The sequence below is a fragment of the Tsukamurella conjunctivitidis genome (assembly GCF_007858475.1).
Taxonomy (GTDB): domain Bacteria; phylum Actinomycetota; class Actinomycetes; order Mycobacteriales; family Mycobacteriaceae; genus Tsukamurella; species Tsukamurella conjunctivitidis.
Window position 1 is genome coordinate 669,992 of the sequence record NZ_VIGX01000001.1, and the last position, 15,081, is coordinate 685,072.

17 protein-coding genes are annotated in these 15,081 nt (G+C 72.5%); 11 read left to right on the forward strand and 6 right to left on the reverse strand.

Annotated elements, in window-relative coordinates; translation table 11 throughout:
- Positions 1–9 precede the first annotated feature (9 nt).
- Genes alr through tsaE form a run of 3 tightly spaced genes read left to right on the forward strand, consistent with a single transcriptional unit; the run spans position 10 to position 2,671 of the window.
- Positions 10–1,149 (forward strand): alanine racemase, encoded by a 1,140-nt coding sequence (alr, locus tag FK530_RS03210; protein ID WP_146485493.1) that lies wholly within the window; start codon positions 10–12, stop codon positions 1,147–1,149.
- On the forward strand, positions 1,146–2,219 hold the full coding sequence (locus FK530_RS03215; RefSeq protein WP_146485494.1) for an alpha/beta fold hydrolase: 1,074 nt from the start codon (positions 1,146–1,148) through the stop codon (positions 2,217–2,219). The genes alr and FK530_RS03215 overlap by 4 nt, the downstream gene beginning before the upstream one ends.
- Positions 2,216–2,671: a tRNA (adenosine(37)-N6)-threonylcarbamoyltransferase complex ATPase subunit type 1 TsaE gene (tsaE, locus tag FK530_RS03220; RefSeq protein ID WP_146485495.1), complete on the forward strand. Its 456-nt coding sequence runs from the start codon at positions 2,216–2,218 to the stop codon at positions 2,669–2,671. The genes FK530_RS03215 and tsaE overlap by 4 nt, the downstream gene beginning before the upstream one ends.
- A 3-nt stretch (positions 2,672–2,674) precedes the next feature.
- Here the strand turns inward: tsaE and FK530_RS03225 are convergent, their stop codons facing one another.
- The 3 genes from FK530_RS03225 to FK530_RS03235 form a co-directional block, all read right to left on the reverse strand.
- The gene (locus tag FK530_RS03225; protein ID WP_146485496.1) at positions 2,675–3,307 is read right to left on the reverse strand and encodes a 4a-hydroxytetrahydrobiopterin dehydratase; all 633 of its coding nucleotides are present in this window, start codon (positions 3,305–3,307) and stop codon (positions 2,675–2,677) included.
- A 121-nt stretch (positions 3,308–3,428) separates the two neighbouring features.
- Positions 3,429–4,286 (reverse strand): alpha/beta fold hydrolase, encoded by an 858-nt coding sequence (locus tag FK530_RS03230; protein ID WP_146485497.1) that lies wholly within the window; start codon positions 4,284–4,286, stop codon positions 3,429–3,431.
- Entirely contained in the window at positions 4,283–4,639 is a 357-nt protein-coding gene (locus tag FK530_RS03235; protein WP_146485498.1) for a DUF2834 domain-containing protein, read from the reverse strand. Before FK530_RS03235 ends, FK530_RS03230 begins: the two co-directional genes overlap by 4 nt.
- Positions 4,640–4,718: 79 nt before the next feature.
- Here FK530_RS03235 and FK530_RS03240 point away from each other — a divergent pair, with 79 nt between their 5' ends.
- From FK530_RS03240 to tsaD, 4 genes are read left to right on the forward strand one after another with little or no spacing between them, the layout of a single operon-like run.
- Positions 4,719–5,345: a TetR/AcrR family transcriptional regulator gene (locus FK530_RS03240; protein WP_146485499.1), complete on the forward strand. Its 627-nt coding sequence runs from the start codon at positions 4,719–4,721 to the stop codon at positions 5,343–5,345.
- 58 nt (positions 5,346–5,403) lie between these two features.
- On the forward strand, positions 5,404–5,979 hold the full coding sequence (tsaB, locus tag FK530_RS03245) for a tRNA (adenosine(37)-N6)-threonylcarbamoyltransferase complex dimerization subunit type 1 TsaB (RefSeq protein ID WP_146485500.1): 576 nt from the start codon (positions 5,404–5,406) through the stop codon (positions 5,977–5,979).
- The gene (gene rimI / locus FK530_RS03250) at positions 5,972–6,433 is read left to right on the forward strand and encodes a ribosomal protein S18-alanine N-acetyltransferase (protein ID WP_191834209.1); all 462 of its coding nucleotides are present in this window, start codon (positions 5,972–5,974) and stop codon (positions 6,431–6,433) included. The genes tsaB and rimI overlap by 8 nt, the downstream gene beginning before the upstream one ends.
- Positions 6,430–7,464 carry a tRNA (adenosine(37)-N6)-threonylcarbamoyltransferase complex transferase subunit TsaD gene (tsaD, locus tag FK530_RS03255; RefSeq protein WP_146485501.1) on the forward strand — a complete coding sequence of 345 codons (1,035 nt, stop codon included), beginning with the start codon at positions 6,430–6,432 and terminating at the stop codon, positions 7,462–7,464. The genes rimI and tsaD overlap by 4 nt, the downstream gene beginning before the upstream one ends.
- Positions 7,465–7,473: 9 nt before the next feature.
- Here the strand turns inward: tsaD and FK530_RS03260 are convergent, their stop codons facing one another.
- Positions 7,474–7,902 (reverse strand): MarR family winged helix-turn-helix transcriptional regulator, encoded by a 429-nt coding sequence (locus FK530_RS03260; protein WP_146485502.1) that lies wholly within the window; start codon positions 7,900–7,902, stop codon positions 7,474–7,476.
- Positions 7,903–8,052: 150 nt separating this feature from the next.
- Here FK530_RS03260 and FK530_RS03265 point away from each other — a divergent pair, with 150 nt between their 5' ends.
- Positions 8,053–9,489, forward strand: coding sequence for an MFS transporter (locus FK530_RS03265; RefSeq protein ID WP_231706474.1), 1,437 nt, complete (start codon positions 8,053–8,055; stop codon positions 9,487–9,489).
- Positions 9,490–9,516: 27 nt separating this feature from the next.
- Here FK530_RS03265 and FK530_RS03270 read toward each other — a convergent pair whose 3' ends face one another.
- Complete coding sequence (locus FK530_RS03270) at positions 9,517–10,380, reverse strand: AraC family transcriptional regulator (protein ID WP_146485503.1); 864 nt, start codon at positions 10,378–10,380, stop codon at positions 9,517–9,519.
- A 70-nt stretch (positions 10,381–10,450) separates the two neighbouring features.
- On the opposite strand from FK530_RS03270, the gene FK530_RS03275 reads away from it, so the two are divergent.
- On the forward strand, positions 10,451–11,146 hold the full coding sequence (locus tag FK530_RS03275) for an alpha/beta hydrolase (RefSeq protein WP_146485504.1): 696 nt from the start codon (positions 10,451–10,453) through the stop codon (positions 11,144–11,146).
- On the opposite strand, the gene FK530_RS03280 is transcribed toward FK530_RS03275, so the two are convergent.
- The gene (locus tag FK530_RS03280) at positions 11,147–11,623 is read right to left on the reverse strand and encodes a MarR family winged helix-turn-helix transcriptional regulator (RefSeq protein WP_191834210.1); all 477 of its coding nucleotides are present in this window, start codon (positions 11,621–11,623) and stop codon (positions 11,147–11,149) included.
- Between the two features lie 61 nt (positions 11,624–11,684).
- On the opposite strand from FK530_RS03280, the gene FK530_RS03285 reads away from it, so the two are divergent.
- Positions 11,685–13,238: an MFS transporter gene (locus FK530_RS03285; RefSeq protein ID WP_146485505.1), complete on the forward strand. Its 1,554-nt coding sequence runs from the start codon at positions 11,685–11,687 to the stop codon at positions 13,236–13,238.
- A 47-nt stretch (positions 13,239–13,285) separates the two neighbouring features.
- A complete protein-coding gene (locus FK530_RS03290; protein ID WP_146485506.1) occupies positions 13,286–15,031 on the forward strand; it encodes a DUF2339 domain-containing protein in 1,746 nt (581 codons plus the stop codon).
- Positions 15,032–15,081 lie beyond the last annotated feature (50 nt).

The following is a 15,081-nucleotide window of genomic DNA, read 5'->3' on the forward strand; positions in this document are numbered from 1 at the left end:
AGCACCGCCATGAAGACATCGATTCCCGCGTCCGGCCTGGAGCGCCTCACCGCGCAGATCGACCTGGGCGCGATCGCGCACAACACGCGGATCGTCGCCGACCACGCGCCGGGCGCCTCGGTGATGGCGGTGCTCAAGGCGGACGCCTACGGCCACGGCGCACTGCCCGTCGCCCGCGCGGTGCTCGCCGGCGGCGCCACCGAGATCGGCGTGACCACCGTCGACGAGGCCGTGGCGCTCCGCGAGGGCGGTGTCACCGTGCCGCTACTGAGCTGGCTGAGCACGAGCGGGTACGAGCGGGCCATCGACGCCGACGTGCGCCTGGGCGTGAGTTCCCTGCGCCAGCTGGCGGCCGTCGTGGCCGCCGCGCGGGCCGTCGGGCGACCCGCGGTGGTGCACGTCAAGGTCGACACCGGACTCAGTCGCAACGGCGTCTCCGCCGCCGAATGGGTCGCGGTCCGCGACGCCCTCGGCGACGCGGAGCGGGCCGGACACGTCCGCCTGCAGGGCGTCTTCACCCACCTCGCGCACGGCGACGAGCCCGAGCACCCGTTCCTCGACGTGCAGCGCGATGCGCTCGCGGCCACCGTCTCCGACGCCCGGTCGCACGGCCTCGCGCCCACGCAGGTGCACGCCGCGAACTCGGCGGCCGCGCTCACCCGCCCCGACCTGCACTTCGACCTGGTCCGACCCGGGATCGCCCTCTACGGCGGGATCCCGGTGCCCGGCAGGGACTTCGGGCTGCGGCAGGCGATGACCTTCGCCGCGCCGGTGATCCTGATCAAGCGGATCCGCAAGGGTGACGGGGTCAGCTACGGGCACAGCTGGATCGCGCCGCGCGACACGGTCGTCGGGCTGATCCCCGCGGGGTACGCAGACGGGGTCTGGCGGCCGCTCAGTGGCCGCATCGAGGTGGCTATCGGCGGCCGGCGCTTCCCGCAGGTTGGCCGGGTCTGCATGGACCAGAGCGTGATCGACCTCGGCCCCGACGGCGGCGGCGTGACGGAGGGCGACACCGCCGTCCTCTTCGGCGACGCGCCCGCCGCCGACCGCGCGTCCGACTGGGCGGAGCGGCTCGGCACCATCGACTACGAGGTCCTCACCGGCGTGCGCGGGCGCGCCGTCCGGACGTACACGGGGGAGCAGTGAACGACGAGAACCGGGGCCGCGTCCACATTCCCGAACGCCTTCCCGGCCCAGCGCTGCTCGCCGGGCTCGGCACCGGTGTCGCGGTCGCCGCGTTGACGGGGATCGCCGCCGCGGCACGCGTTCTCGGCGTGCGCGGCGCGGGCGATGATCCCGTCGCGCCCGCCGACCTGGTCTTCCGATCCGACCGCGAGTCCATCGTCATGAGCCCCGACGGGGTGCCGCTGCACGTGCGTGAGGTCGGCCCCCGGACCGCTCCCGTGACGGTCCTCTTCGTGCACGGCTTCACGCTGCGGACCGCGTCGTGGGTGCTGGTGCGGAACGAACTGCGGGCGCGCTGGGGCGACGACGTGCGGATGGTCTTCCCCGATTGCCGTGGCCACGGCGACTCCGGATCGTGCACGCCCGAGCAGAGCACCGTCGCACTGCTCGGCGACGACATCGGCACGGTCCTGCGCGCCCTCGTGCCCGAGGGGCCGGTCGTCCTCGTCGGACACTCGATGGGCGGCATGGCGATCTGCGCGTTCGCCACGGGGTACCCGGAGCTGATCGGTCCGCGCGTGGTGGGCGCCTCGCTGCTGGGAACCGCGTCGCACGCGCTTACCGATGTGGGACTGGCTGCAGCCCTGCGTAATCCGGTGCTCGACGTGGTCCGGGCCGCGATCCGCTTCCTCCCCTCCGTGGTGGGTCGTGGCCGCGAGATGATCACGCCGCTCGCGACCCCCTTCGTCACCGCGGGTGCGTACGCCCCCGGCGATCGCAGTGCCACGATGACGGACTTCTCGTCGACCATGAGCCTGTCGGCGCCGCTCGGCACGTACGCGGGATTCATGCCCGCGCTGGAGGACTACGACGAGCGCGGCGCCCTGCCGGTGCTGCGGCGCATCGCCACGTCGGTGGTCTGCGGCGACCACGACTGGATGACCCCGCTGCGCAAGTCCAAGGCGCTCGCCGAGGAGCTCGACTCCGAGCTCATCGTGCTCGCCGAGACCGGACACATGCTCATCCTCGAGTCCGCCCCGCGGGTCGCGCGGGCGATCGCCGACCTCGTGGCGCGGGCGGTGCCCGCGTGAGCGCCGGGCCGGCCCGCGGCGAGCGCGTCCTGCCGGAGGTCGAGGACACCGAGGCACTCGGGCGCGAGCTCGCCGCTCAGCTGACCGCCGGTGATCTCGTGATCCTCGACGGACCCCTCGGCGCGGGCAAGACCGCGCTCACCCGGGGGATCGCCGCGGGGCTCGGCGTCGTCGGTCGCGTCTCGTCGCCCACGTTCATCATCGCCCGCGAGCACCGCCCCGGCCCGTCGGGCGGGCCCGGCCTCGTGCACGTGGACGCCTACCGGCTCGGCGGCCTCGACGAACTGGACGCCCTCGACCTCGACACCGACCTCGAGGACTGCGTCGTCGTCGTGGAGTGGGGCGAGGGCGTCGCGGAGCGACTCACCGACCGCCACCTCATGGTCCGGCTCCGGCGGGCCGAGGGGACCGACGTCCGCACCGTCACCTGGGAGTGGGCCGACGGGGCCTGATCGTCAGGACCGGCCGGTCGCGGTGCAGATGCAGGCGTGATTGCCCTGGGCGTCTGCGAGCACCCAGAAGCTCGGTGCTCGTTCGTCGGAGACCAGCCGCCCGCCCGCGGCCACCGCGGCGTCGATCCGGCCCCGTGCCTCGCGCGGGTCGACCCAGACGTCGACGTGGAAGCGCTGCCGGGGCGTCTCGTGGGGCTCGGTGCGCTGGAACCACAGGATCGCGTCGGCACCGTGCGAGCGGATCTCGAGGTCGCCGTCGTCGTCCTGGACCTCGGCGCCGAGCACCGCCGACCAGAAGGGTGCGATCTCCGCCGCGTCCGCGGTGTCCAGGCCGAGTTCGACCACCGACGATTCGCCGGGGTGGGCGCTCACGTCACGCTCGCGGGCGATCTCCGAGAATCGCGCCGCGAGCCGTCGGTCCCGGTCGGTGACTCCGCCGGCGTCGTGGCTGTAGAGCAGGACGTCGACGGTGCCGTACCGCAGGGTGAGATCGGGGTGGTGGTTGGCGGCCTCCGCCTCGGCGGCGAAGGCCGTCACCAGCTCGAGGCCGGCGGTGAAGTCGCGGGTGCGGAACCGGGTGTGCAGGCCGCGGACGAGCGGCGCCCAGTCGGGGTGGGTTTCGGTGTTCTCGCTCATGACTCCATCGTGCTCCCCAGCGCCGACAAGTTCGAGTGTTCCGCCATGTTCTGCTCGTGCAGTAGAACCCGGCACTTGTGCGATCGAACACGGGCGGTGCTCTCGGCGGCTCAACGGAAGATCAGCGGACCGTGGCGATCTCGGTGATCGCCCGCACCACGGCCTGCGGCTCGTCGAGGGAGACGAAGGTGCGGGCACCGTCGACCTCGAGGAACCGCGTGCCGCCCGGCCGGTCCTGCCCGAAGGCGGCGGCCAGCCTGCGCCCCAGTGCGGGAGTGAAGGCGCGGTCGGCCGTACCCCAGACCAGCGTCACCGGGCCGGGGTAGCCCCGCATGGCCGGCGAGACGCGGGCGAGATCCGACGGATCGAGTCCGGCCAGCAGCGTCGCGAGGTCGGCGCGGATCTTCGCCGCCACCTGCGTCGGCTTCGCCCAGGAGGCGGTGAGGGCCGGATCCGGGTCGGTGACCAACAGGCCGAAGCCGATCGGCGAGCGGCGTAGCGCCGGCCACTTCAGAGTCGACATGATCGGCTTGATCAGCGCGCGATGTCGCAGCAGCGCGAAGAGTGCGGCGAAGGGCTGCGGCGGAAAGGTGTCGAAGGCGTCGCAGTTCGTGAGGACCACCCGCCCGACCAGTTCGGGCCGGTCCCGCAGCAGGTACTGGCAGATCGCGCCGCCCGTGTCGTTGCCCACGAGCGTGCACCCCTGCAGGCCCTGGTCCTCGATGAAGTCGGCGACCATGCGCGCGACGCCGGGCGGACCGTCGGCCACGGCGTCCGGGCAGGCGATGCGGTGCGAGCCGAGCGGCCAGGTGACCGACCAGCAGCGGTGCCCCGCAGCACCCAGCGCGCCGGCGACGCGGTCCCACAGCTGCAGGTCGACGAGCACTCCGTGCACGAACAGCACCGGCGGGTGGTCGGAGGTCTCAGGGCCGTAGACGTGGAAGTCGACGGTGCCGGACGGGAGGGAGGCGAGACTCATGCGGGCGCTCCTGACGGTGCGGTCGCCGCGTCGCGGGCGGTCCGCCGAACGGCACGGGCCTCGCGCAGGTAGAGGTACAGCGGCAATGAGAGTGACAGCCCGACGAGGCAGGTCGCCGGGATCACGAGCCACCACCGCCGCACTCCCACCCGCTGCGCATCCGTCGCCGACCATAGGAGGAAGACGACGATCGAGAGCAGGACGTCGGCGGTGAAGCCCGACGCCGCCCCGTTCGGGAACAGGCTCGTCAGGAAGAGGGGGAGATCGGGTCCCTCGGCGGCGAAGAAGCCGCCGAAGAAGACCCACGGCACCACGGTGCCGATGACCATCATGACCAGGTAGAACCACCGCATGGCGCACCGTCCGGGGAGTCGGGGGCTAAGGTCGGAGCGTAGTTACGAACACTCGGTATGAAAGTTACGTGCAACCTGTATGGAAGTCAACGGTGCCGCCGGACACGGCCGGAGGACGCAGGCGGAGCGCACCGCCGCGACCCGGGCCGCCCTGATCGGGGCGGCCCGCGAGCTGTTCGCCGAGCACGGCTACGCAGGCGTGGGCACGCAGGCGATCGTCGAGGCCGCGGGCGTGACGCGGGGCGCGCTCTACCACCAGTTCGGCGACAAGAGGGGCCTCTTCGAGGCCGTCTTCGACGCGGTCGAGGAGGAGACGATCGGCGGCGCGGCACGGGCGGTGCTCGAGGCGGGAGAGCTGGGGCCCGTCGACGCGATGCTGCTCGCGGTCGACACCTTCATGGAGGCGATCGCCGCGACCGGCATCACCCGGATCACCATGATCGACGCGCCCGCGGTCCTCGGCTGGGACGCCTGGCGCGAGCGTGGCGAGAAGTACGGTTTGGCCGTGATCGAGGGCCTCATCACGCAGGCGGTGGAGCAGGGGACGATGGCGCCGCAGCCCGTGCGCCCGCTCGCGCACGCGCTCCTCGGCATGCTCGACGAGTCGGCGCTGTACGTCACTCGTGCTGACGACCACGCGCAGGCGTTGGCCGAGGTTCGCGCCGTGATCGCGCAGTTCGTCCGCGCTCTGGTCGTGCCCGAGTAGTCGCGCGGCCGCCCCGAGCGGATTCGGGCGGTCGCCGGTGAGGCGGTAACCTGCAGGTATGTACGTGCTCGCCCTGGACACCGCCACCCCGGCGCTCACGGTGGGGATCGTCGACTCCGAGACCGGCGCCGTGCTCGCCCGCCGCGATCGCACGCACGCCCGCGGCCACGCCGAGGTACTCGTGCCCTACCTGCTCGAATGCCTCGCCGAGGCGGGACTGCGCCGCGAGGACCTGGGCGCCGTCATCGTCGGCTGCGGTCCCGGGCCGTTCACCGGCCTGCGGGTCGGCATGGCCACCGGCGCGGCCTTCGGCGACGCGCTCGGCATCGAGGTGCACGGTGTGTGCAGCCTCGACGCCATCGCTCACGGTGAGGCGGGCGACGTGGTCGTGGTGACCGACGCCCGCCGCAAGGAGGTCTACTGGGCGCGGTACTCCGACGGCGTGCGCACGGACGGCCCCGGCGTGATCAAGCCCGCCGAGCTGGATACCGCCGGCGCGCGCGTCGTCGAGGGCTCGCCCACCCCGTCGAGCCTCGTCGCGGTCGGGAAGCGCCTGCTCGGCACCGCGCCGCAGCCGCTCGTGCCGCTGTACCTGCGCCGCCCCGACGCCGTCGAAATGGCCGCGCGTGCCTGACATCCCGATCGGACCGCTGCGTCCCGACGAGGCCGGGCGCTGCGCCGAACTGGAGAAGATCCTCTTCGACGGTGACAGCCCCTGGCCCGCATCGGCGTTCACGCCCGAACGGCACACCCGATTCTTCGCCGCGCGCGACGGCGACCGGCTCGTCGGCTACGCCGGGATCGGCCTGCTGGGCAACACCTTCTTCCCCGAGTCCGAGGTCCTCACCATCGGCGTCGACCCCGAGTACCAGGGCAGGGGAGTGGGGTACGCGCTGCTGCGCACCCTGCTCGACGCGGCCGACCGGCACGGCGGTGCCGTTTTCCTCGAAGTCCGCACGGACAACGAGACGGCCCGGACGCTGTACGAGCGGAACGGATTCGCCACCGTCGGGGTGCGGAAGAACTACTACCGGCCCTCCGGGGCGGATGCCTACACGATGAAGCGGGAAGCGCAGGGACAGCGATGATCGTCATGGGTGTCGAGAGCTCGTGCGACGAGACCGGCGTGGGCATCGTCGACTGGGATCCGGAGACGAAGACGGCGCGGCTGCTCGCCGACGAGGTCGCCTCGTCGCAGGACGAGCACGCCCGGTACGGGGGAGTGGTGCCCGAGGTCGCGTCGCGCGCGCACCTCGAGGCGATCGTCCCGACGATGCACCGCGCGCTCGCCGCCGCGGGCGTCGACCGCCCGGACGCGCTCGCCGTCACGATCGGCCCCGGCCTCGCCGGCGCCCTGCTCGTGGGCGTCGCTGCCGCGAAAGCCTATGCGGCGGCGTGGGACGTGCCCTTCTACGGCCTCAACCACCTGGGCGGACACGTCGCCGTCGACACCCTGGAGCACGGGCCGATGCCGCCGTGCGTGGCGCTGCTCGTCTCCGGCGGTCACACGCATCTGCTCCACGTCACCGACCTGGGCGCGCCGATCGTCGAGCTCGGCACCACCGTCGACGACGCCGCGGGCGAGGCCTTCGACAAGGTGGCCCGGCTCCTCGGGCTCGGCTACCCCGGCGGCCCGGTCATCGACGAGCTGGCGCGCGAGGGCGATCCGACCGCGATCCGCTTCCCGCGCGCCATGACCCGGCAGCAGGATGCGCGGCACGACTTCTCCTTCAGCGGCCTCAAGACGGCGGTCGCGCGGCACGTCGAGGCGGAGAACGCCGCCGGCCGCCCGCTGAACGTGCCGGACATCGCCGCCTCCTTTCAGGAGGCCGTCGCGGATGTCCTGACCTTCAAGGCGATCCGCGCCGCGCAGGACGTGGGCGTCGAGACGATGGTGCTCGGCGGGGGCGCCACCGCGAACTCCCGCATCCGCTCGCTCGCGCAGGAGCGCTGCGACGCGGCGGGGATCGAGCTGCGCGTGCCGAAGCCGCGGCTGTGCACCGACAACGGCGTGATGATCGCCGCGCTGGGCGCCCACGTGATCGATGCGGACCCGACGCCGACCGACCTCGGGGCGGCCACCGACCCGGGGCTGTCGGTCACCCTGACGAAGCTCTAGGCGCGAGCGTCAGGCCTCCCCGGCCCGGGCGGCGAGCGCCGCGTTGAGGGCGGTGAGGCCGGAGATGAGCGCCTCGCGGTCGGTCTCGTCGAGGTCGGCCATGATGGAGCCGATCCCGCGCAGCTTCACGTCCCGGTCGCGCTGGAAGGCGGCCCGTCCTGCCGCGGTCGCGCGGATGCGTTTCGGGCCGGACACGGCACCATCGGCCTCGAGGAGACCGTGCTCGATGGCCTTGTTGACCTGCCGGTTCACGGTCGACTGCTCGAGTTCCAGCTCGGTGGCGATCTCCTTGAGAGTGCTGGGACCGGCGTAGTCGAGGAGCAGGAGCACGAGGTAGGCCGAGCGGTCGAGATGGAGTTCCATCGACCGCGGGCGCGCCCGCATGTGCCGCCCGAGGGCGTTGATCTCCCGTTCGAGGCGGCGCGCCGCATCGTCCATGCTTCCTCCTCGAGGATCGATCCGCCGATTCTGTCAGGCCGGCGGAATGTCCGTGTTGCACGGTGCGGGGCCGAGGCATATGGTTGCACAGTTCAACGATATGTATGTTACACACATTCAGTCGTTCCCCCGCGTAGAGAGGCGGTCCTCGTGACCAGCACTGTTACCGAGCAGGGCGCGCTCGCACCGAGCGGCTCCCGCCGGAACCACCCACTCGTGACCGTGATCATCCTGTGCTTCGGCGGCATGGTCGCCGCGCTCATGCAGTCGCTCGTGATCCCGATCCAGCCCGAACTGCCGCAGCTGCTGAACACCTCGACGGCCAACGCCTCGTGGGTGATCACCGCCACGCTGCTCGCCGCGGCCGTCGCGATGCCCATCGGCGGCCGCCTCGCCGACATGATCGGCAAGCGCCGCGTCCTCGTTCTCAGCGCGGCGCTGCTCGTGGCGGGTTCGCTCGCCGCGGCGTTGTCGACCGGCCTGCTGCTCATGCTCCTCGGTCGCGTGCTGCAGGGCCTGGCGATGGCCTTCATCCCCGTCGGCATCTCGATGATGCGCGAGGTCACGCCGCCGGCGATGACCGCGACCGCTGTCGCCGCCATGAGCGCGACGCTCGGCGTCGGCGGCGCCATCGGCCTGCCCCTGTCGGCCTGGATCGCGCAGACCTACGACTGGCACATGCTGTTCTGGGTCTCGACGGTGCTCGCCGGGCTCATCCTCGCCGCGGTCCTGTTCGTCCTGCCCGACGGTGCCCCCGGCGTGGGCGGGCGCATCGACGTGATCGGCTCGATCGGCCTCGCCGTCGGCCTGGTCGCGACCCTCGTGGCCGTCTCCAAGGGCAACGACTGGGGCTGGACCTCCGGCACCACGCTCGGCCTGCTCGTCGGCGGGCTCGTCGTGCTGGTGGCGTGGGGCGCCTACGAACTCCGCCACGACGATCCGCTCGTCGATTTGCGCACCTCCGCGCGGCCCCGCGTACTCATCACGAACATCGCGACCGTCACCATCGGCTTCGGCATGATGGCGATGATGCTGTGCGTCCCGCAGATCATGGAGTACCCCACGTCGACCGGATTCGGTCTGGGGAAGAGCATGCTCGAGGCGGGGCTGTGGATGATGCCGGGCGGCATCATGATGATGATCTTCGCGCCCGTGTCGAGCATCCTGATCAAGAAGGTCGGCCCCGCCGTGACCCTCGCGATCGGCGCCTTCGTGGTGGCCGGCGGCTACGTGCTCGCCTACTTCCTGATGGACGCGGCGTGGAAGCTCTCGCTCGCCTCGATCGTCGGCACCGTGGGCGTCGCGATCGCCTACGCGGCCATGCCGACGATCATCATGTCCTCGGTGCCGCAGAACGAGACCGGCGCGGCCATCGGCCTCAACGCGCTCATGCGCTCACTCGGTACCACGATCTGCTCGGCGGTCGCCGCGGCGATCATCTCCGCCAAGTCGGTCACCATGGCCGGCCACGTGATCCCGACGCAGGGTGCCTTCGAGACGATCTTCGTGGTCGCCGCCGTCGCTGCGCTGCTCGCCGGCGTCATCGCCCTGCTGATCCCGAAGCCCGCACCGGCCGACGCGCAGTAGGCGGCCCGGCCACCCGCCGGACCGGTCTCACCCGGCCGCGCCGCGCCAGCGCAGCGGCGGTGCGCCGAACCGGCGGTGGAAGGCGCGGCTGAAGCCCGCCTCCGAGGCGTAGCCCACCGCGCGGCCTATCTCGGCGACCGGGGAGTCGGTGTCGCGCAGCAGTTCCGCGGCCCGATCGAGGCGCTGCGCCGCGACGTACGCCGCCGGGGGCATACCGAGCGAGCGGGCGAAACGCGCCGCGAGAGCGGATCGCGAGAGATTCGCGGCGCGTGCGAGTTCGTCGATGCTCCAAGGGTGTTCGGGGTGCGCGTGCACGGCGGTGAGTACGGGGCCGAGCCGCGGGTCCATCGCGGCGGTGAGCCAGCCGGGGCCCGTGTCGGACTCCGCGGCCCACTGTCGTAGCGCGTGGATGAACAACAGATCCAGGATCCGTGCGGCCATGACGTGACTGCCGGGGCTCGGCGAATCCGTCTCGGCGAGCAGCAGTTCCAGGCTGGCGCGCAGCCAGTGCGCGTCAGGAGCCGCACCGGAGCAGTGGATGACCGATGGCAGCACCGCGAGTACCGGGTCCGCGGCGGTGTGATCGGCGGTGAACTCCCCGGTGACCCAGTCGGCGCCCGCCGGGCCCGACAGCACGTGGTCGTCGCCGCGGGGAAGGAGCGCCATGTCGGACGGGCCGAGCGGCACCGTCTCGCCGCCGACGCGCACCGTCATCCCGCCGGAGACCGCCAGGTGGACGACGCGCCGGCCGCTGACGCTCAGGGTCACGGGCTCCGCGGAGGAGCCGCGGCGCACGCGGTCGCCGCGCAGGCGGACGGCGCGGAGCAGCGCGCTGAGAGCATCCGGCCTGTCCGTTGGACGATCGGCAAAGAAAGCGAGTGTTTCAGGCATGGGAATTGACTCTGCATCCTCTTAGTGTGGACAAGGTCAGGGTAAGCCATTGCATGAAAGGTCGCGAACGATGACGGAGAAGCCCACGATCGTCCTGGTCCACGGATTCTGGGGCGGCGCCGCCCACTGGGGGGAGCTCATCCTCGAGCTCCGCCGCCGCGGCTACCCCGAGCTGCGGGCGGTGGAGAACCCGCTCACCTCGCTGGCCGACGACGCCGAGCGCACGCGGAAGATGGTGGCCCAGGTGGACGGTCCGGTGCTGCTGGTCGGGCACTCGTACGGCGGCGCAGTGATCACCGAGGCCGGGAATCAGCCCAACGTCGTGGGCCTGGTCTACGTCGCGGCCTTCGCCCCGGACGCCGGCGAGAGCCCCGGCGCGATCAGTGAGCAGCACCCGCCCGCGGCGTTCGATGCCATCGCGCCCGATTCCGACGGCTACCTCTGGATCGCGCAGGACCGGTTCCGGGAGAGCTTCGCCCAGGACCTCAGCGAGGACGCCGCGCTCGTCATGGCCGTCACCCAGAAGGCGCCGCTCGGCTCGACTTTCGGTGACGCCGTGACGGATCCGGCCTGGCGGCACAAGCCCAGCTGGTACCAGGTCTCCACGCAGGACCGGATGATCCACCCGGACAACGAGCGCCGCATGGCGCAGCGCATGGAGGCGCGCGAGGTGATCGAGCTCGAGGCGAGCCACGCCTCGCTGGCGTCGCACCCGAAGGAGATCGCCGACCTCATCGACCGTGCGGTGGCCGCGCTCGCCGACTGATCACTCGTCGCTGCAGAGGTACTCCCGCATCTCGCACTCGGCCGACTCGGCGCGCAGCACGGCGCGCTGGGTCGGCCGAGCCGCGTCGTAGCGCTGGCGGCCCTCGTCGGTGATCGCCGTGAACACCGACCGCCGGTCGCTCTGGCACATGCTGCGGGTGGCGAGCCCGTCCTTCTCGAGGCGGGCCACGAGCCGGGACAGCGCGGACTGCGACAGATGCACGTGCTCGGCGAGATCGGCCATGCGGACCTTGCCGCCGCCGTCGGCCTCGTGTGCGCGGGCCCGTTCCAGCTGCTCGAGCACCTCGAACTCCGACGAGGTCAGCTCGTGCGCCGACAGCGCGCGGTCGAGGGCGCAGGTCATTCGGGAGTAGTCGCGCATCAGCCGGTGCCACTGCTCGGCCAACGCGTCGTCGGCGGGGGTGCAGGTCGTCGGCTGCGGCTTCGTTGCCGTCGCGACGTCGCCGTGGGCGCTCATGTCCGCAGTCTACACCGGACCGGCGCAAAATATTCCTGCGCATTAAATGTAGACACATTTAATGCATGCGCATAGAGTCCTCGGAGTGACCACGACACACGAACCCCCGACAGCACCGTCGACCCCGAACTCCGGGCGGGAAGAACTCCACGTCACCACCGCGTCCGGCTGGACCCGGACCACCTGGCTGCTCCTGCTCGTCCTCTGCGGCGCCCTGTTCCTGGACGCCCTCGACATCTCGATGGTGGGCGTGGCGCTGCCCTCCATCAAATCCGCGCTCGGCATGGAACCGTCGGCGCTGCAATGGATCGTCTCCGGCTACGTGCTCGGCTACGGCGGCCTGCTGCTGCTCGGCGGCCGCGCGGCGGACCTGATCGGCCGGCGCCCGGTCTTCCTCGGCGCCGTCCTCGTCTTCGGCGTGGCCTCCGTCGCCACCGCGTTCGTCGACGTGCCCACTGCGCTCATCGCGCTGCGCTTCATCAAGGGCGTCGCCGCGGCCTTCACCGTCCCGGCGGGCCTGTCGATCATCACCACGACGTTCGCGGAGGGGCCGGCCCGGAACAAGGCCTTCTCCATCTACACCGTCGCGGGTGCCTCCGGCTTCTCGATGGGCCTGGTCTTCGGCGGCCTGCTCACCGAGGTCTCCTACCGGCTGACCCTGCTCTTCCCCGGCCCGGTCGCGCTCGCGCTCGTCCTCCTGGGCTGGAAGGTCATCCCGCGCACCGCACCGTCGGAGACCTTCGCGTTCAAGCGGTTCGACGTGGCCGGGGCCCTCACCTCGACCGGTGCGCTGCTGATCCTCGTCTACACGGTGGTCCAGGCGCCCCACCTCGGCTGGGCCTCGCCCACCGTGCTGACCCTGTTCGCCGTGTCCGCGCTGCTGGCGGTGGCCTTCGTCGTCATCGAGGCCAAGCACCGGCACCCGCTGGTCCGGCTGGGCATCCTTCGCTCGGTCCGCCTGGTGCACGCGAACCTCGCCGGCTTCGTGATGTTCGGCGGGTACGCGGCCTTCCAGTTCCTGGTGACCCTGTACGTGCAGGACTCGCTGGGCTGGAGTCCCGTCGCCATGTCGCTCGCCTTCCTGCCCGCCGGTCTGCTCGTCGTCGCCTCGGCGACCAAGATCGACGCCGTGCTCGACCGCGTGAACAGCACCGTGCTCGTCGCGATCGGCCTGACCGCCTTCCTCGGCGCGTACGTCTGGTTCCTCCGCGCGGAGGCCGGGGCCAGCTACTGGCTGTTCCTGTTCCCGACGATCCTGCTGCTCGGCGTGGGTTTCGCCCTCACATTCCCGGCCGTGAACTCGCAGGCCACCGAGGGTGTGGACGACGACGAGCAGGGCCTCGCCTCCGGCCTGCTCAACACCTTCATCCAGGTCGGCGGCGCGGTCATGATGGCCGTCGTCACCGCGATCACCACCAGTACGGGGGCGCAGGCCCTGCCCGGGCAGTTGCTGCCGGGCATGACCACCGCCATCGCCGTCGTCGTCGGACTCACCCTCGTCGGCCTCGCCGGCACGGTCTCGGTGCTCGCCCTCGCCCGCGGTCGCGAGTCCGACGGTGCCGTCGCTTCCGTTCCCGGGGCGAAGGCCGAGGTGGGAAGTACCGCCGTCGACTGAGTAGTCCTACGCTGCCGCGCCGTTCCCCGGCGCGGCAGCGTAGGGGCATGCCTCCGACAGCCCCGCAGAACGATCCCCGGATCGCCCGTCTCGCCACCGAACTCGCCATCACCGTCCAGCGGCTGCAGTGGATGCAGGCCGAGCTCGGTGCACTGCAGCGGCCGGTGGCCGCCCCCGTCCTCACCCAGGCGCAGCGGCCGGCGTACGCACGCACTCCGGTGCAGCACCCGCGGCCCGTGCCGCCGGCGCCGGTGCCGTTCCCCGCTCCCGCCCGGCCGACTCCCGCCCGGCCGCCGGTCTTCACCGTCGCGCGGGTGCTCGCCGGCGCGGGCGTGCTCGTCACGCTCATCGGCGTCGCGCTGCTCCTCGTCCTCGCCGCGCAGGCCGGCCTGCTCGGGCCCGCGGTCCGCGTCGGCCTCGGCACCGCGCTCGCCGCGGGCCTCCTCGGCGCCGCGCTGTGGCTCCACGGCCGCCCCGGCGGCCGCATCGGGTCCGCGGCGCTCGCCGCCACCGGCATCGCCGCTGCCTACCTGGACACCGTCGCCGTCACGGGGATCTACGGCTGGGTGCCCCCGGTGGTCGGCCTCACGCTGTCGGGGCTCATCGCCCTCGGCGGTCTCGCGCTCGCGATGCGGTGGCGCAGCCAATGGCTCGGGATCGCGCTGTACGCGCCCGTCCAGCTGCTGGCGCCGCCGCTCGCCGACAACGCCTATCTGCTCGGCGGATTCACCCTGATCCTCGCGATCGCCTCGATCGGCGTCTCCCGCCCGGCTGCCTGGCCCCGGCTGCACGTGGTCCGCTCGGCCGGCACCTCGCTCACCCTCGCAGTGCTAACCCTCGCAGCCGGCCCCGCCGACGCCCTGCCGATCCTCGGTGCGACGGTGCTCGGCGCCGTCGTCGGCCTGCTCGCCGCCGCCGATCCGGAGGCCCGCGCAGGCCGGTCCTGGGCGCTGGTCGCCGCCGGTATCGTCTCGTCGGCGCCCGTCCTGCTGGCGACGATCGGCGCTCCCGACTGGGCGGCGGCCTTCGCCGCCCTCGCGCTGGTCGCGGCGACGATCGCCCTCGGCCTGGTGCCGGGCACCGTTCCCGCCGTCCGCGGCGTGTGGTTCGGCCTCGCAGCCTTCGCCGCCCTGATCGGCGCACTCGTGTCCACGCCCGCCGCGTCGCTGCCGGCCGTCGTGCTCGCGCTCGGCATCGGCGCGCTCCTCGCGGCCGGCCGCGAACCATCGGCCTGCTGGGCGGGCGCAGCCCTCGGCGGCGTGGGTCTCGCGATCGCGCTCGAGCAGTACCGCCCGACGGTGACCCTGCTCGACTCCGCCGTCGGCCGCGGCGCGGGCACTGCACCGGCTCTCGCGACCGCGGCGCTCGCCCTGACCCTCGCCGTTGTCGCGGTGTGGCGCCTGCTGCCGCAGGTTCCCGAGGAGGCGCGGAACCTCGTGGTGGTGGTCTGCGGTGTCGCCGCCCTCGGCGCGGCCACCGCGCTGTTCGCGAACGTCGGCTGGGCCCTCGGCGGCGCGGAGGGCGCCCGCTGGGGCCACGGCGTCGCGACCGTCGCCTGGATCACGACGGGCGCGTACCTGCTGTTGCAGCGCCGCCGCGACTGGGGCACCGCCGGGACCGTCGCGGGGCTGGCCCTCATCGGCGGCGCCGTCGCGAAGCTCTTCCTGTTCGACCTCGCCGCGCTCGACGGTGCGGTGCGCGTGATCGCCTTCCTGCTGGTCGGTGTCGCCCTCCTCGCGGTGGGCGCGACCTACGCCGCCCGGTCGGAGCGGGGCCGCCGCACCGTGGGATGACCTGCGCGGATCGGCCCCGCCGGACCGTGCCCACTGCGTAGTGTGACGCC

Excerpts from the sequence above, each read along its gene's own strand:
- alr (WP_146485493.1), top strand. The coding sequence starts at position 10 with ATGAAGACATCGATTCCCGCGTCCGGCCTGGAGCGCCTCACCGCGCAG.
- FK530_RS03225 (WP_146485496.1), bottom strand. The coding sequence starts at position 3,307 with ATGAGCGAGAACACCGAAACCCACCCCGACTGGGCGCCGCTCGTCCGC.
- FK530_RS03230 (WP_146485497.1), bottom strand. The coding sequence starts at position 4,286 with ATGAGTCTCGCCTCCCTCCCGTCCGGCACCGTCGACTTCCACGTCTAC.
- FK530_RS03235 (WP_146485498.1), bottom strand. The coding sequence starts at position 4,639 with ATGCGGTGGTTCTACCTGGTCATGATGGTCATCGGCACCGTGGTGCCG.
- FK530_RS03240 (WP_146485499.1), top strand. The coding sequence starts at position 4,719 with ATGGAAGTCAACGGTGCCGCCGGACACGGCCGGAGGACGCAGGCGGAG.
- tsaB (WP_146485500.1), top strand. The coding sequence starts at position 5,404 with ATGTACGTGCTCGCCCTGGACACCGCCACCCCGGCGCTCACGGTGGGG.
- tsaD (WP_146485501.1), top strand. The coding sequence starts at position 6,430 with ATGATCGTCATGGGTGTCGAGAGCTCGTGCGACGAGACCGGCGTGGGC.
- FK530_RS03260 (WP_146485502.1), bottom strand. The coding sequence starts at position 7,902 with ATGGACGATGCGGCGCGCCGCCTCGAACGGGAGATCAACGCCCTCGGG.
- FK530_RS03270 (WP_146485503.1), bottom strand. The coding sequence starts at position 10,380 with ATGCCTGAAACACTCGCTTTCTTTGCCGATCGTCCAACGGACAGGCCG.
- FK530_RS03275 (WP_146485504.1), top strand. The coding sequence starts at position 10,451 with ATGACGGAGAAGCCCACGATCGTCCTGGTCCACGGATTCTGGGGCGGC.
- FK530_RS03280 (WP_191834210.1), bottom strand. The coding sequence starts at position 11,623 with ATGAGCGCCCACGGCGACGTCGCGACGGCAACGAAGCCGCAGCCGACG.
- FK530_RS03285 (WP_146485505.1), top strand. The coding sequence starts at position 11,685 with ATGCATGCGCATAGAGTCCTCGGAGTGACCACGACACACGAACCCCCG.
- FK530_RS03290 (WP_146485506.1), top strand. The coding sequence starts at position 13,286 with ATGCCTCCGACAGCCCCGCAGAACGATCCCCGGATCGCCCGTCTCGCC.